Annotated in this window: 10 protein-coding genes and 1 pseudogene; 3 read left to right on the top strand and 8 right to left on the bottom strand. The window is 34.1% G+C overall.

Annotated features, from left to right (window positions below; genetic code table 11):
- Positions 1-78: 78 nt before the first annotated feature.
- The 8 genes and pseudogenes from CJP74_RS04140 to rplU form a co-directional block, all read right to left on the bottom strand.
- Positions 79-1230, bottom strand: coding sequence for a DnaJ domain-containing protein (locus CJP74_RS04140; protein ID WP_119497005.1), 1152 nt, complete (start codon positions 1228-1230; stop codon positions 79-81).
- An 82-nt stretch (positions 1231-1312) separates the two neighbouring features.
- Entirely contained in the window at positions 1313-3205 is a 1893-nt protein-coding gene (gene dnaK, locus CJP74_RS04135) for a molecular chaperone DnaK (protein ID WP_119497004.1), read from the bottom strand.
- A gap of 390 nt (positions 3206-3595) precedes the next feature.
- Positions 3596-5437 carry a DEAD/DEAH box helicase gene (locus CJP74_RS04130; protein ID WP_119497002.1) on the bottom strand — a complete coding sequence of 614 codons (1842 nt, stop codon included), beginning with the start codon at positions 5435-5437 and terminating at the stop codon, positions 3596-3598.
- 353 nt (positions 5438-5790) lie between these two features.
- Entirely contained in the window at positions 5791-7902 is a 2112-nt protein-coding gene (pnp, locus tag CJP74_RS04125; RefSeq protein WP_119497001.1) for a polyribonucleotide nucleotidyltransferase, read from the bottom strand.
- Between the two features lie 167 nt (positions 7903-8069).
- Positions 8070-8810 carry a dihydrofolate reductase gene (locus CJP74_RS04120; RefSeq protein WP_119497000.1) on the bottom strand — a complete coding sequence of 247 codons (741 nt, stop codon included), beginning with the start codon at positions 8808-8810 and terminating at the stop codon, positions 8070-8072.
- A gap of 351 nt (positions 8811-9161) precedes the next feature.
- A pseudogene (gene cgtA, locus CJP74_RS04115) lies at positions 9162-10307 on the bottom strand (Obg family GTPase CgtA); the annotation flags it as partial.
- Between the two features lie 59 nt (positions 10308-10366).
- Positions 10367-10627, bottom strand: coding sequence for a 50S ribosomal protein L27 (gene rpmA, locus CJP74_RS04110; protein WP_119496998.1), 261 nt, complete (start codon positions 10625-10627; stop codon positions 10367-10369).
- Between the two features lie 43 nt (positions 10628-10670).
- Positions 10671-10976 (bottom strand): 50S ribosomal protein L21, encoded by a 306-nt coding sequence (gene rplU / locus CJP74_RS04105; RefSeq protein ID WP_119496997.1) that lies wholly within the window; start codon positions 10974-10976, stop codon positions 10671-10673.
- 342 nt (positions 10977-11318) lie between these two features.
- Between rplU and CJP74_RS04100 the strand changes: the two genes are divergently transcribed.
- From CJP74_RS04100 to dld, 3 genes are all read left to right on the top strand, one after another.
- Complete coding sequence (locus CJP74_RS04100; protein WP_119496996.1) at positions 11319-12293, top strand: polyprenyl synthetase family protein; 975 nt, start codon at positions 11319-11321, stop codon at positions 12291-12293.
- A gap of 7 nt (positions 12294-12300) precedes the next feature.
- Positions 12301-13017, top strand: a complete 717-nt coding sequence (locus tag CJP74_RS04095) for an epoxyqueuosine reductase QueH (RefSeq protein WP_427909966.1) — start codon at positions 12301-12303, stop codon at positions 13015-13017.
- A 360-nt stretch (positions 13018-13377) separates the two neighbouring features.
- Positions 13378-15120 (top strand): D-lactate dehydrogenase, encoded by a 1743-nt coding sequence (gene dld, locus CJP74_RS04090; protein ID WP_119496994.1) that lies wholly within the window; start codon positions 13378-13380, stop codon positions 15118-15120.
- The last annotated feature ends 614 nt before the right edge of the window (positions 15121-15734 follow it).

The following is a 15734-nucleotide window of genomic DNA, read 5'->3' as shown; positions in this document are numbered from 1 at the left end:
CAAAAATACCTAGCTATTATACTGAATTAAAAGAGTAAATGCAAGCTTTTTGCCTGCATTTACTACATTTTTTTCTAACTATTTAAGAATTTTTTTAATATAGTCTTTAATTTTTGATAGATGTTTACCAAAACTGAATTCTCTACTTTTGGCTTTCCCCGCATCGTATTGTTTTTCAGGATTGATAGTTTCTATCAATTTATTGATTAATTCTTTTTGTTCTTTAGTAAGGTTAGTTAAAGTTCTTACTTGGAAAACTACTACAAGATTAGTACGTCTGTCGCCAATATAAATACCTTTCTCGGCAATAACAGTATGATCATTGTTTTGGATACCAGGTTGAACTTCTACATCTACTACTCCATCAAGAGTAGGAACTTTAACCGTACCACCAATAGAAGCAGTAAAGGCATCAATTGGGTAAGTAACAAGTAAATCGTAGTTATTGGTTAACTCAAAAATATCATGTTGAGCTAAGTTAATTTGGATAACTAGGTTACCAGGTAGAGTTCCTGCTCCAGCTTCATTACCCATGCCTCTAAATCTTAAGCGCGTATCTGGGCGAATGTGTTTGAATTCGTAAGAGAAGTTCTCTGTAGTTGATACTGTTGCATTACCATGACATTTTTTACATGGGTTACGAACAATTTTACCTGTACCTTTACAAGTTGGACAAGTTTGACTAAAAATAAAGTTTTGTATCGTACCTGTACCATGACAGTGATCACAGGTTTTTACGTCTGACTCGTCTGTTGTTCCTTTACCTTTACATTCATCACAGTCTTTTTGACGAGTGTATTTAATGTTTACAGTTTTACCAAAGAATAAATCTTCAAATGTAAGAGTTATTGCTAGGTTAATATCAGAGCCTTGAATAACGGTATTGCCGCGTCCTTCTCCGCCACGACCACCTTGGGTGAACATATTGAAGATATCTTCAAAGCCACCACCAAAGCCACCGCCAAATCCATGGAAGCCGCCACCTGCACCAAATCCTTGTCCATTAGTTTGGATATAGGTATCATGGCCTAAGCTATCATACATTTGACGCTTTTCTGGACTACTTAAAACTTCATATGCGGTATTGATTTCTTTGAATTTTTCCGCAGCTTCTTCAGAAGGGTTTTTATCAGGGTGATACTTTAATGATAATTTACGGTAAGCGCGTTTAATTTCTTTCTCGTCAGCGCTTTGGCTTACGCCTAAAATTTCATAATATGTTTGTGCCATAAGATTCCGACGGTTAATACATGTTTAACGTAACAAAAGCCCACGCTTGTGACATGGGCTTTCGAACAATAAATGGTAAAGATTATTTATTATCTTTATTAACATCAACGTCAACTACACCGTCATCGTTGTTGTTGCTGTTGTTTTTAGCTGCAGCTTCATTTAAAAGTTGTAAGCCTTTTTCTAGACGTTGAACAGCATCTTGAATTGCTTGTTTATCGTCACCTTTAACAGCTTTTTCTACTGCTTCAATTGCACTTTCTACTTCAGCTTTATCAGAAGATGATAATGAGCTACCTTCTTTTTCTAGAAGTTTACGAGTTTGTGAAGCGATTTGATCACCTAAGTTTTTAGCTTCTGCTAATTCTTTGAACTCTTCATCTTTCGCTTTATTTAACTCAGCATCACGTTTCATTTTCTCGATTTCATCTTGAGTTAAACCTGAGTCAGATTTAATTGTGATGTTTTGTTCTTTACCTGTATCTTTATCTTTAGCAGATACTTTAATGATACCGTTAGCATCAATATCAAAAGTAACTTCGATTTGTGGAACACCACGTGGAGCTGGACGGATACCTTCTAGAACGAATTTACCTAGAAGTTTGTTGTCTGAAGCACGTGAACGTTCACCTTGGTATACTTCGATTTGTACTGCTGGTTGGTTATCTTCAGCTGTTGAGTATACTTGAGATTTTTTATTAGGGATTAATGTGTTTTTCTCAATTAGAACTGAGAACACATCGTTCATAGTTGCAATACCTAATGATAATGGAGTTACGTCTAATAGTAATAGACCTTTAACATTATCATTTTTGCTTAATACCGCACCTTGAACCGCAGCACCTAATGCAACAGCTTCATCTGGGTTGATATCTTTACGAGGTTCTTTACCACCAAAGAAGTCTTTTACCATTTTTTGTACTAATGGCATACGAGTTTGACCACCAACTAGTAAAACGTCGTTGATATCACCTTTAGATAAACCAGAATCTTTAAGAGCTTGTTCTACTGGTTCGAATGTAGATTTAACTAAATCTTCAACTAAGCTTTCTAATTTCGCACGAGTAAGAGTTGTTACTAAGTGGATAGGTGCTTGAGTTGACATATCCATTGTAATGAATGGAAGGTTGATTTCTGTTGAAGTTGTTGAAGAAAGCTCAATTTTCGCTTTTTCAGCAGCTTCTTTAACACGTTGCATAGCTACAGGATCTCTTGATAGATCGATGTTGCCGTGTTCTTTTTTGAATTCAGCGATAAGGTGGTTGATAATTAGGTTATCGAAGTCTTCACCACCTAAGTGAGTGTTACCGTTAGTTGCTAAAACTTCGATAGTTTTGTTATCATCTGAAGAATCAATTTCAATCACTGAAACGTCAAATGTACCACCACCTAAGTCGTATACTAATACGTTTGAAGTACCGTCAACTTTATCAAGACCAAATGCCATAGCTGCAGCTGTTGGTTCGTTGATAATACGTTGTACGTTTAAGCCTGCAATTTCACCAGCATCTTTAGTAGCTTTACGTTGAGCATCGTTAAAGTATGCAGGAACTGTAATTACCGCTTCAGTTACTTTTTCACCTAAGTAGCTTTCTGCAGCTTCTTTCATTTTTTTCAGAACTTCTGCAGAAATTTGTTGAGGTGCTTTTTTCTGATCTAATGCAGTTACCCAAGCATCACCATTATCAGCACGGATAATATCAAAAGGCATGATTTTGATATCTTTTTGTACTTCTGGATCATCATAACGACGACCGATTAAACGTTTGATACCGAATAATGTGTTTTTAGGGTTAGTTACAGCTTGACGTTTTGCAGCTTGACCTACTAAAACTTCACCGTTTTTAGTGTAAGCAACAATAGACGGAGTTGTACGATGACCCTCAGTATTTTCGATAACTTTTAGGTTGTTACCATCCATGATAGCAACACATGAGTTAGTAGTACCTAAGTCAATACCAATAATTTTTGACATTTATTTACTTCCTTATTTTTTATTTTTATTTTATTTTTTTGACAACTAAATTATAACGCTTTCAGAGAATTTTTCAAGAGAAAAATGCAATTTTAATGATATTTTTTTTATATTTACGTATATAAGTCAATTACCTATAGAATTTCATGAATTTTTATAGGTAAATATTCTTGCTTTTTCTCAGCTTTAACTTAGTTGCTAATGTTAATTTTTTTTCTGGATATATTATAAACGATTAATATTATTTTGTCAAGTGTTTAGACGTAAATTCTAACAAAAAATTTATATATAGACGTTTAGTTCGCTATTGCTTTGCGAGGTTCAGGCACTTTTTTCAAATGAATTTTCTTAAAACAAAAAAAAGAAGGCTCGAAAGCCCTCTTTTTAATTTTAGTTGTATCTTTTCTTGAAGTTACTTCTATTTTCACTTCTAAAATTATTTCTCTCGTTGTTATTACGACGATCATTGTTGTAATAACGTTGCGTTTGGTTGCGACCACCTCTATTGCCGTACTCACCATCGTTATTGCGACGATAGTTGTTTTGATATCTATTATTTTGCTCAAAACGACGAAGATTTAGTGGTTTACCATTAATACCTTTATCTTTAGACACATTTGCTAGTACTTCTGGACTAACATTTTTAGGTAACTCAATTAAAGTATTAGTATTGTTAATACGGATATTACCAATGGTAATACCATCTGAGTGTTTATTAATAATCTTAATGATATCTTTTACATTAATATTATCGTTACGACCTAAATTTAAAACATAAAGATCTTTATTTGGCGAACCATTGTAGCGGTTGTTATCATAGCGACCATTACGTACATTAATTCTTGCACGTGAATAGTATTCACGATCATAAGTAAATTTATTACGTGGTGGTCTTTCTGATGGTAAAACTAATTTACGATCTGCAGTAGCTAAGTTTAATAAAGCAGCTAGAACTTGATTAGGTTCATAGTCCGTAGGAATTAGCTCATCGATTAATTTAGTATAGTTTTCTAAATTTGAATCGTTAATTTTAGATTCTAATTCTTTTTTGAATTTTGCTCTACGGAATAATTCTAGCTCGTGGTTTGTTGGAGCTTTAATTTCACGTAATTCTTTATTACATGCTTTTTCAATCGCATATAAATTTGCTCTTTCACGCTCACCAACAAATGAAATAGAACGTCCTTCACGACCTGCACGACCTGTACGGCCAACACGGTGCACATAGTTTTCCTTTTCATTAGGTAATTCGTAGTTAATCACAAGATCAATACGGTCGATGTCTAAACCACGTGCTGCCACGTCAGTAGCTACAAGCACATTAATGCTTTCATTTCTTAAACCATTTAAAGTTGATTCACGAACTTCTTGACTCATATCACCGTGTAAACAAGCTGCAGCTACACCGTTTTTTAACAAGAATTCGCAAACTTCATTACAACCTTGTTTGGTTTTTACGAAAATGATTGCAGCGTCATAGCTCTCAACTTCTAAAAAGCGAATTAAAGCTTGGTCACGTGAATATTGGTATTGAAGCCAGTAGTATTGATCGATTTTTGGCTCATTACCTTTTACTTTATGAATTTTTACTTGAGCTGGGTCTTTTAAATGTTTTGCGGTAATAGATTCAATAGTTTTAGGCATGGTTGCACTGAAAAGGGCAGTTTGTGCCGTTTCTGGGATTTGCGATAGAATTGTTTCTAATGCATCAGCAAAACCCATGCTTAGCATCTCATCAGCTTCATCTAAAACTACTGCTTTGATGTGGTTTAAGTTGATTGTTTCACGTGTAATATGATCTACTAGACGACCTGGAGTAGCGATAACTACTTGAGCTCCAGCTTTAAGAGATCTTATTTGTTGACCATATGATTGACCACCATAGATAGCAAGAGGGTTTACTTTTGGTAAGTATTTACTAAAATCTGTGGTAGCTTGTGTAACTTGATTAGCAAGTTCGCGAGTAGGTGTTAACACAAGGATTTGTACTGCTCTCAATTTAGGATCTAAATTAGAAAGCAGTGGTAACATAAAAGAAGCTGTTTTACCTGATCCTGTTTGTGCTAAACCTAAAATATCACGTCCTTGTAAGAGGTAAGGAATTGCTTGAGACTGAATTGGAGTAGCGTATTTGAAACCTAAATCATGAACTGCATCAACGATTGCAGTAGGTAAACCTAGTTCTTCGAAACTTACTTCATTATTATTGTTTGAAGGTGTTTTATCCGTCATTTTTTACCAATTATAAAAATTGATTCCCAATATATGTTCGGTTGGACTATTCCCCATATAATTGTACTGCAAAGAAAATAGACGCAACGAGTAGCTAAATATAAGTACAACCAAACATTAAATAATTAAATTAGTATATTACTAAAGTTATTGGTACTAATTAATAATTAAGACTTACAGTAAAAAGCTGTAGTCGTTCCCCTAAGGAGAGTTTTCTCCTAAAAAAATAGCTGTGGATATTCACAACTCTGCTATATTTTACTCTTTTTTTTAAAAAAGTTCAGAAGATTTTTTATTTTTGTGAAAAAAATCAGAGACACTAACCATTGTTAGTGTCTCTTTCTATAAGCTAATTACTCGCTAACTTCTAAATTAACTGCTTTTTTCAGTGAAAGTTTAAACTTACCTGATTTCTCATCTACATCAGTAACTAAAACTTTAACTTCTTGACCTTCACTTAATACATCTGAAGGGTGTTTTAAGCGTTCTTTAGAGATTTCTGAAATGTGAAGTAGACCTTCTTTACCATTTAAGATTGAAACGATTGCACCGCAGTCGATAATACGAGAAACTTTACCAAGATAAACTTTATTAGCTTCTACATCAGCTACAATACCTTTAATAAGTTTGATAGCTAGATCAGATTTATCTTTATCTGGTGAAGCAACAGTAATTAAACCTTCATCATTAATATCGATTTCAGCACCTGTTTGTTCGATAATAGATCTAATAGTAACACCTGATTTACCAATAACATCTTTAATCTTATCTTTATTAATGCTAAAGGTTGTTAGTCTTGGCGCAAATTTACTAATATCTTCACGTGGAGCTGTAATAGCTTCTTTCATTGAAGAAAGAATATGTAATCTTGCTTGTTTCGCTTGTGCTAAAGCAATTTCCATAATTTCTTTGGTAATACCTTCAATTTTAATATCCATTTGTAGAGCAGTAACACCATTATCTGTACCTGCTACTTTGAAGTCCATATCACCTAAATGGTCTTCATCACCTAGGATATCTGAAAGTACTTGGAAACGATCACCTTCTTTAACTAGACCCATAGCAATACCTGCCACAGGAGCTTTTAATGGTACCCCAGCGTCCATTAATGATAATGAAGCTGAACATACCGAAGCCATTGAAGAAGAACCGTTAGACTCTGTGATTTCTGATACTACACGAATAGTGTAAGGGAATTCTTCTTGTGAAGGAAGAACTGCTAATACCCCACGTTTAGCTAAACGACCATGACCGATTTCACGACGTTTAGGAGAACCAATCATTCCTGTTTCCCCAACTGAGAATGGAGGGAAGTTATAGTGGAATAAGAATTGGTCTTCAAAAGATCCTGTAAGATCTTCGATTAATTGCGCGTCACGTTTAGTACCTAAAGTAACAACGCCTAAAGATTGAGTTTCACCACGAGTAAAGATCGCAGAACCGTGCGTTCTTGCTAAAACGCCAACTTTAATATCTAGTGGACGTACTGTAGTAAAGTCACGACCGTCAATACGAGGTTTACCATCAAGAATATTTTTACGAACTACGTGATATTCGATTTCGTGGAGTAGGTTAAGAACTTCAGTTTCGTTTAGTTCTTCACCTTCAGCTAACTCTTCTTTTAAAGTAGCTAATACTCTTTCTTTAATTTGATCAATTTCGTTATAACGAACTTGTTTCTCAACAATTGTATAAGCTTGTTCAATATCAGCTTTAGCTAATTGTTCTAGTTTTGCAATTAATTCTTCGTTTTTTGCAGGAGCTTGCCAATCCCATTTTTCTTTACCATGTTCAGCAGCAAACTCTTTAATTGCGTTAATTACAACTTGTTGTTGTTCGTGACCAAAAACAACAGCACCTAACATTTGTTCTTCGGTAAGTACTTTTGCTTCTGATTCAACCATTAATACAGCACTTTCTGTACCAGCAACAACTAAGTCAAGATCTGATTGTTTGATTTCAGAAGTTGTAGGGTTTAATACATATTCGCCATTAATGTAACCTACACGTGCAGCCCCAATTGGTCCATTGAAAGGAATACCAGCTAAAGCTAAAGCCGCTGATGAACCGATCATTGCAACTATATCTGCAGGAACTTCAGTATTTGATGAAACTACTTGAGCAACTACTTGAACGTCATTGAAAAAGCCTTCTGGGAATAAAGGACGAATAGGACGGTCAATAAGACGAGCTACAAGAGTTTCATTCTCTGAAGGACGACCTTCACGCTTTAAAAAACCACCAGGGATTTTACCTGCAGCATATTGTTTTTCAATATAGTTAACTGTAAGAGGGAAGAAATCTTGACCTTCGTTTACTTTTGCTTTTGCAACTACTGTTACTAAAACCGATGTATCATCCATCGTAGCTAATACAGCACCAGTTGCTTGACGTGCGAAAGATCCAGTTTCTAAAGTTAAAGTATGTTTACCATATTTAACTTGCTTTACATATGTATTTAGCATTTATTTGTAACCTAAATATTATAGTAACTACCAATGGCTACAACGAATTAAGGAGTATGCCAAAATCACCACTTAATTCGTTGCCCTATAAAAATAGGTAGTATTGATAGTTACTAAGGGTTAAAGTAAAAAAAGTATGTGTGTATTATACCCTGATTTTTGATAATTTACACAAGTTTTAGATGTCTTTTAATGCATTTAACGTAAGCACTATTTTCTCCTGCTCCATTAAATGTTTGTTGTAAATTATAATTCTCTTGATAATCCTTTTCATTGAAGATAAACTTTTTACATTCGGCATTAGTATCAAGAACTAAATCTACTTCAGTAAGGATTAAGTCAGTTAAAGGGATTAGGACATTTTCCTTATCTAAAGACTCTAAATAGACTCTTTCTCCACCTATAGTAGAGATTAATCCTGGTTTTAGTGCAAAGCTTTGTTCTAAAGCTTTTACACTTTGATCTTGAGTAAAAATCAGTAGCGAGAGCAAATGAGCTTGTTCTAGGCTTTCAACAAAGAATAAATTCTGCTTAAATTTAGTATTATTTAAGTTTTCTTTGTAATATTCTTGCGCGTTACGACTAATTACAATATTTAATCGATCTTTTAAGGTAAGATAACAACCCGACTTGTCTTTAGGAAAGGAATTAAAAGTAACACGTCCCATAATAACTATGCTATTAAGGGTGTCATTTTTAAAGTTTTCCATGTCTTTAGGTAAATTCCAGTAGATAGTCTCACCTGTACCTATAACAAAATTTTTATCACGGGCAATTACCGCTTGATTTACTAGCTGATAATCGGAATTATTTTTGTAAGCATTATAGTTATAAGCCGTTTTAAGTGGACTAGAGCTCTGAGTAATCTCTTTTAAGTGATTAAATATTTTTTCATATTCTTGGATCATATAGTCCTCACAAGAATGCCCAATAATGTAACTGCATTATTGGGCAAATATTAATTAAATTATTTATCTGAGAAACAAAGATTATTTAGACTCTTTTTTATCTAAATCTTCAAAGTCCTCATCGTAATCTTCAAAGTCTTCGTCAGAATCTTCAAAGTCTTCGTCAGAATCTTCAAAGTCTTCGTCAGAATCTTCAAAGTCTTCGTCAGAATCGTCAAAGTCTTCGTCAGAATCGTCAAAGTCTTCGTCAGAATCGTCAAAGTCATCATCTGACTCGTCATCAAAATCATCTGATACATCGAGATACTCGTCATCAAAGTCTTGTTCATCTTCTTCTAGAAGTTGATCATCTTCAAAACTTTCAGAATCGTCATCCCAATCTTCGTCGTCCCAATCCTCATCATCCCAGTCATCCCAACTGTCTAATTGAGGTTCAGGTTCACTATCCCAGTTAAACTCAGTATTAATTGCAGTTTGTTCTAGGTTACGAGGGTTAGCTTCGATATAAGACATTAAGTCATGAGTAAGCTCTTCTACACCTTGTTTAGCTGCAGCTGAAATTAAGTAATACTTATCTGTCCAGCCTAGAGCTTCAACATATTGTTTTGCGAGTTCTTCTGCTTCTTCAGGAAGGAGAGTATCACATTTATTAAATACTAACCATCTTTCTTTTGCAGCTAGCTTTTCAGAATATTTACATAATTCGTTGTAAATAATTTTTACATTTTCTACAGGATCAGAGCCGTCAATCGGATTAATATCCACAAGGTGAAGAAGAATACGGCAACGCTCTAAATGTTTTAAGAAACGAATACCTAAACCAACACCTTCGGCAGCCCCTTCAATTAATCCAGGAATATCTGCAACTACAAAGCTTTGCATTGGACTAACACTACATACTCCTAAGCTTGGAGCTAGGGTAGTAAATGGATAGTCAGCAATTTTTGGACGAGCTTTAGAAACAGCACTAATAAAAGTTGACTTACCTGCATTTGGCATACCAAGTAGACCAACGTCAGCCATGAGCATTAACTCTAACATTAACTCACGTTTTTCTCCAGGTGTACCTAGAGTTCTTTCTCTTGGAGCACGGTTAGTTGAAGTTTTAAAACGAGCATTTCCTAGACCATGGTATCCACCTTTAGCAACAAGGAGCTTTTTGCCTGGAATAAGAAGTTCACCTAAAACTTCACCTGTGTGAATATCGGTAGCTCTTGTACCTATAGGTACAGTAAGAATTAGATCTTTACCTTTTTTACCTGTACAGTTAGAGCTTTGACCGTTTTCACCTCTTTCGGCGCGATATGCTCGGATATAACGATAGTCAATTAGGGTATTAGTGTTATTGTCTGCTACAAGGTAAACATTTCCACCGTCACCACCATCACCACCGTCTGGTCCACCGTCAGGAACGTATTTTTCACGTCTGAAACTTGCAATACCATTCCCGCCGTCACCAGCTTCAATTGTAATTATAGCTTCATCTATAAATTTCATAAAAAAACTTTCTAAATACGAAAAAGAACCGCAGCGAAGCGGTTCTTTTGTAGTTAATATTAAGCTTCTGGTAAAACGCTTACTACACGACGGTTATTTTTACCACGTGTTTCGAAAACAACTTTACCTGATTCTAAAGCAAATAACGTGTGGTCACGACCAACACCAACGTTAGCACCAGCGTGGAATGCTGTACCACGTTGACGAACTAAAATGTTACCTGCTAATACTTGCTCACCACCAAAACGTTTAACACCTAGACGTTTACTATGTGACTCGCGTCCGTTCTTAGTAGAACCACCGGCTTTTTTGTGTGCCATAAGTTTCTTTCTCCAATGTTTGTATCGATTATATAATTAAAAATTAAGCTTCGATACCAGTAATTTTTACTTTAGTTAAATATTGACGATGACCAGCTTGTTTTAAAGAGTGTTTACGACGACGGAATTTAACAATACGTACTTTTTCACCACGGTATTGTTCAACTACTTCAGCCGTTACTTTAGCACCAGCTACTACAGGAGTACCGATAGTAACATTGTCACCATTAGCAACTAATAAAACTTCGTCAAAAGTAACTTGACCATTAGCATCTAATTTTTCTACTGAAAGAACTTGTCCTTCAGTTACACGGTATTGTTTACCGCCTGTTCTGATTACAGCGTACATTTAAATAATGCTCCAAAATGATTTGCATCTACATTTTCTGAGTATCTAATAGTTGATCTTTGTCTAGCTATGCACTCAATTTAATTAATGTATATAAGGATATTGTTTTATCTTAAACAGAAAAAATAGAAGATCTCTAGATCTTCTTATTTACAATCCTTATGCGATGCAGAATTGTGTTTTTTAAAAAATCGCAATTATTATATAACAAGATTGCAAAAAGTGCAATAAAATTTTAAATATATAAAAAACTTAAAATTTCTTATATAATGGAAGCTTGGAAAACCTTATCAACAAATAAGGACTAATTAAAACTTTACGCTAATCACAAAATGAAATAATATGAGTTTAAACAACATTATATCAATAGTTGAAGAAGGCTTAAACGAAGTAAATGAGCAGCTAATAGAATATACAAGAAGTGACATAGATTTAATTAATGATGTGTCATCTTATATTATTAATTCTGGTGGTAAGCGAATTCGCGTTATCCTTACGTTACTTTTTGCTAGACTTCTAGATATAGATAGAGAGCAAGGAGTGAAAATAGCAGCTATAACCGAGTTAATTCATACAGCGACAATTCTGCACGATGATGTAGTTGATGATTCATCAATGCGTCGTGGTATACCTACAGCTAATAAACGTTATAATAACCCAGCAGCAGTTTTAGTAGGTGATTTTGTCTATACTCGTGCCTTTCAGTTAATTGCTCACTTTGAAAATCCTTCTTTAATGTCATTGTATACCGATGCTGTAAATGTGATAGCAGAAGGAGAGGTTAGACAATTAATTAATTTAGGTGACCTTACTATAAATGAGAAAAAATATTTTGATGTAATTTATAGTAAAACCGCAAGATTATTTGAGGTTTGTTGTCACGCTGTAGCTATGCTCAAATATCCTCAAGACATCGAGTTACAGCAAAAATTAGCTAAATTTGGCTCTTACCTTGGTACAGGCTTCCAAATAGTAGATGATGTAATCGATTATCTTAGCTCAAAAGAAGAGTCAGGTAAATCACGTGGTGATGATTTAGCTGAAGGTAAACCAACTCTACCTCTAATTAGACTTAGAGAAGTAGGAACAAGTGAAGATAAACAATTAGTTGAAGATATTATTATGCAACGTAAAGGTCTAGAAGTGCTAGATCTAGTTGTTGAAAGAATGCAAGCTCATGACTGTTTTAATTATTGTATGGAACGTGCATTCCAAGAAGCAGCCAAAGCAAAAGAACTAATTGCAGATTTTCCTGAAAGTGATGCTAAAGAAGCATTAGAGACTCTAGTGGATCTTAGCGTTCATAGATATGCATAAAATTAATATGACAGATTCAAATACAAATTCAGTTAATGTAAAAACTTTACTAGATACCATGACAGGGAGAAAACAATTAACTCTTCCTGAAGGTAAAAAGAGACTGTTACTGCATTCGTGCTGTGCTCCTTGCTCTGGTGAAGTTATGGAAGCTTTAATGGCTTCAGGAATACCTTTTACTATCTTTTTCTATAATCCAAATATTCATCCTTTAAAAGAGTATCTTATTCGTAAAGAAGAAAATATTCGTTATGCTGAAAAACTAGGCATCCCTTTTGTAGACGGAGATTACAACCGTAAAGACTGGTTTGAACGTACCGAAGGCATGGAATGGGATCCAGAAAGAGGGCGTCGTTGTACCGAATGCTTTGATATGCGTTTTGAGGTAACTGCTAAATATGCTCATGATCATGGTTTTGACTTATTTACAAGTTGTTTAGGTATAAGTCGTTGGAAAGACTTTGAACAGGTTACAGGATCTGGTATTCGTGCTGCAGCTCCATACGATGATGTGGATTATTGGGATTTTAACTGGCGTAAAGGTGGTGGATCATCAAGAATGATTCAAATTTCTAAGCGAGAAGAATTCTATAAGCAAGAATATTGTGGGTGTGTATATAGCCTCAGAGATACTAATGCTTACCGTGAAAGAGTAGGTAAAGATAAGATAAAAATTGGGGTTGAATATTACACCTTTAATAAAGAAAAAAATGACTGTGAATAAAAGACTGAGTAGGAATACTTAGTCTTTTTTTATTTTTTTTAAAAATAAGGTTATATTCTTTCACATTTAATGTGTGATTTAAGATAACGGTGAAAATAAAATCATTGTAATTCAAAGGGTTAGATTAGCTAAAGAAAATATTTTTCTGACAATTTTTAAAGAAAGGCGTAGAATGTAAAGGAATGTTTGTATTGAAATTTGTAAATAACTAGATTAATTATTTTAAAAGAGTTAATTTAGTTTTTATTTCCTCAGAGAACTTAATTACTTCAAAAACATTAAAATAATTAATTAAGTTATTTAAGTGTTACCTTGATACAGTAGTTTATTAAAAGTAACTTATCTAAGAAAAGTAAAACTATGAACTTTGATAAAAAAGATTATGCTGACTTTTTAAGAAAAGTCGAAGATGTAGTAGGTAAAAGCCATTGTATTACTGACGCAGCAGAAAACGCTCGTTTCCGTAAAGGTATTCGTTACGGTGAAGGTGATACCCTAGCTGTAGTTCGTCCTAAAACATTAGTTGAATACTACAAAGTTGTAAAACTAGCGGCTGAAAATAATGTAATTGTTATTTCACAAGCAGCTAATACTGGTTTAACTGGTGGTTCAACTCCATTTGGTGACGACTATGATCGTCCAAACATTGTTATTAATACTTTAAGAATTGATAATTTCAAAATTATTAATAACCAAACTCAAGTAGTATGTTTATCAGGTGCTACTTTATATAAACTAGAAGACGAGTTAGCTAAAATTGGTAGAGAGCCACACTCAGTAATTGGTTCATCATGTATTGGTGCATCAGTAATTGGTGGGGTATGTAATAACTCTGGTGGTTCATTAGTACAACGTGGTCCTTCATTTACTGAATATGCATGTTATGCTCGTATCAATGAAAAAGGTGAGTTCGAATTTGTAAATAACCTAGGTATCGATTTTGGTTCAAATGATCCAGAAGTAATTCTAGAAAAATTACAAAACGGTGACTACTCTGATTCAAACATTGTTGATAATAGCAAACGTGCTTCTTCTACTGACTATAAAGAAAAAGTTGTTCTAGTTGACGAAGACACACCTGCACGTTATAACAACGACCCTGAGCGTTTAAAAGAAGCATCAGGTTCTGCAGGTCACTTAGCTGTATTTGCGGTACGTTTAGATACATTTGCTAAACCTAAGAAAACTCAAATGTTCTATATTGGGGCAAATGATATTAATGTATTAACAGACGTTCGTCGTGCTGCATTAACTGAATTTGATGGTAGATTACCAATTTCTGGTGAGTACATTCACCGTGAAGCATATGATATCGGTAAAAAATATGGTAAAGATACTTTATTTGTAATCGATAAATTTGGTACTAAATATATTCCAAAACTATATGCTTTAAAAGCATTCTATGATAGAACAATTGGTAAAATCCCTGGTATTCCAAATTCAGATCGTTTATTACAAGGTTTATCAGCTCTATTACCAAATCTTCTTACTAAAAACATGGAAGAGTATCACAAATTATATGAACACCACTTACTACTAGTTGTTGGTGATGATATGATTGATGATATGGAAAAATGGTTAACTAACTACTTCACAACAGGTGATAAAAAAGACGGCAACTACTTCAAATGTACTCCACATGAAGCGAAAATTGCTGGATTACACCGTTTCTCAATTGCTGGTGCAGCAATTCGTTACCGTGAATGTCACCCTAAAGAAGTTGGAATCTGTGCGATTGACGTTGCTTTAAGAAGAAATGATGATCAATGGTTCGAGCATTTACCAGCTGAAATTGAAGCTAAATTAGCAGGTAAATTATATTACGGACACTTCTTATGTCACGTATTCCACCAAGATTACATTATCAAAAAACCACTTGATCCTTTAGCAGTTGAAGAAGAAATTCTTGAAACTCTAAAAGCAAGAGGAGCTCAATATCCAGCTGAGCACAACGTAGGTCACCTATATCACGCTCAAGATCCTCTTGTTAACCACTATAAAAATATTGACCCAACTAACTCATTCAACCCAGGTGTTGGTAAAACAACTAAATTAAAATACTGGGGTAACTCAAGCTGTGGTTGTGGTCACGATCATAAATAATATAATATGATTAGCATAAATAAAACCTCTTCTGATTAGAAGGGGTTTTATTTATTTCGTAATCTTGCCAATAACCAAATTAATAAAAGTACTTAAGCAAATAATTTTCTATAAAGATTCAAACATAATAATAGAGGTCATAGATATAATCAGAAAGAGGTAGAGGGGAAATAAAAATAAATAGAGTAAATAAGAGGATTACACACATAGAAAAAAATTAAGTTGATGTGTGTAATTATTAAAATTATTAGCCTAATATAGGTTTTTATAGAATCTTAGAAAATAAAGGGAAAAATAAAAAATTATATACTTCATGCGACACATCAAAATTTAATCTATCATTTAGGTGAAAATTATTTGTATGATTTTTCAAGAGCTTAGGATGAATCCTGTAAATTCTTTTCAAAGAACTGTTGACTTAAATTATTTAAATGCATATAATAGACCGCGTTGTAGAAAACAACAAAAAGCTAAACAGGATAAAGAATAAATAAGGTTTGACAAGTGGGATAAAAATAATATATAATATCCCAAGTGCCATAAGAATGGCTTAAAGTTCTTTAACAATTTAACAGACAATCTGTGTGGGCATTTAACTAGCCTAGATAGTAAAA

The organism is Psittacicella melopsittaci (genome assembly GCF_003585925.1).
Lineage (GTDB): Bacteria > Pseudomonadota > Gammaproteobacteria > Enterobacterales > Psittacicellaceae > Psittacicella > Psittacicella melopsittaci.
Note: the sequence above shows the minus strand (reverse complement) of the source record. Positions and strands in the feature narration are given on the sequence as shown.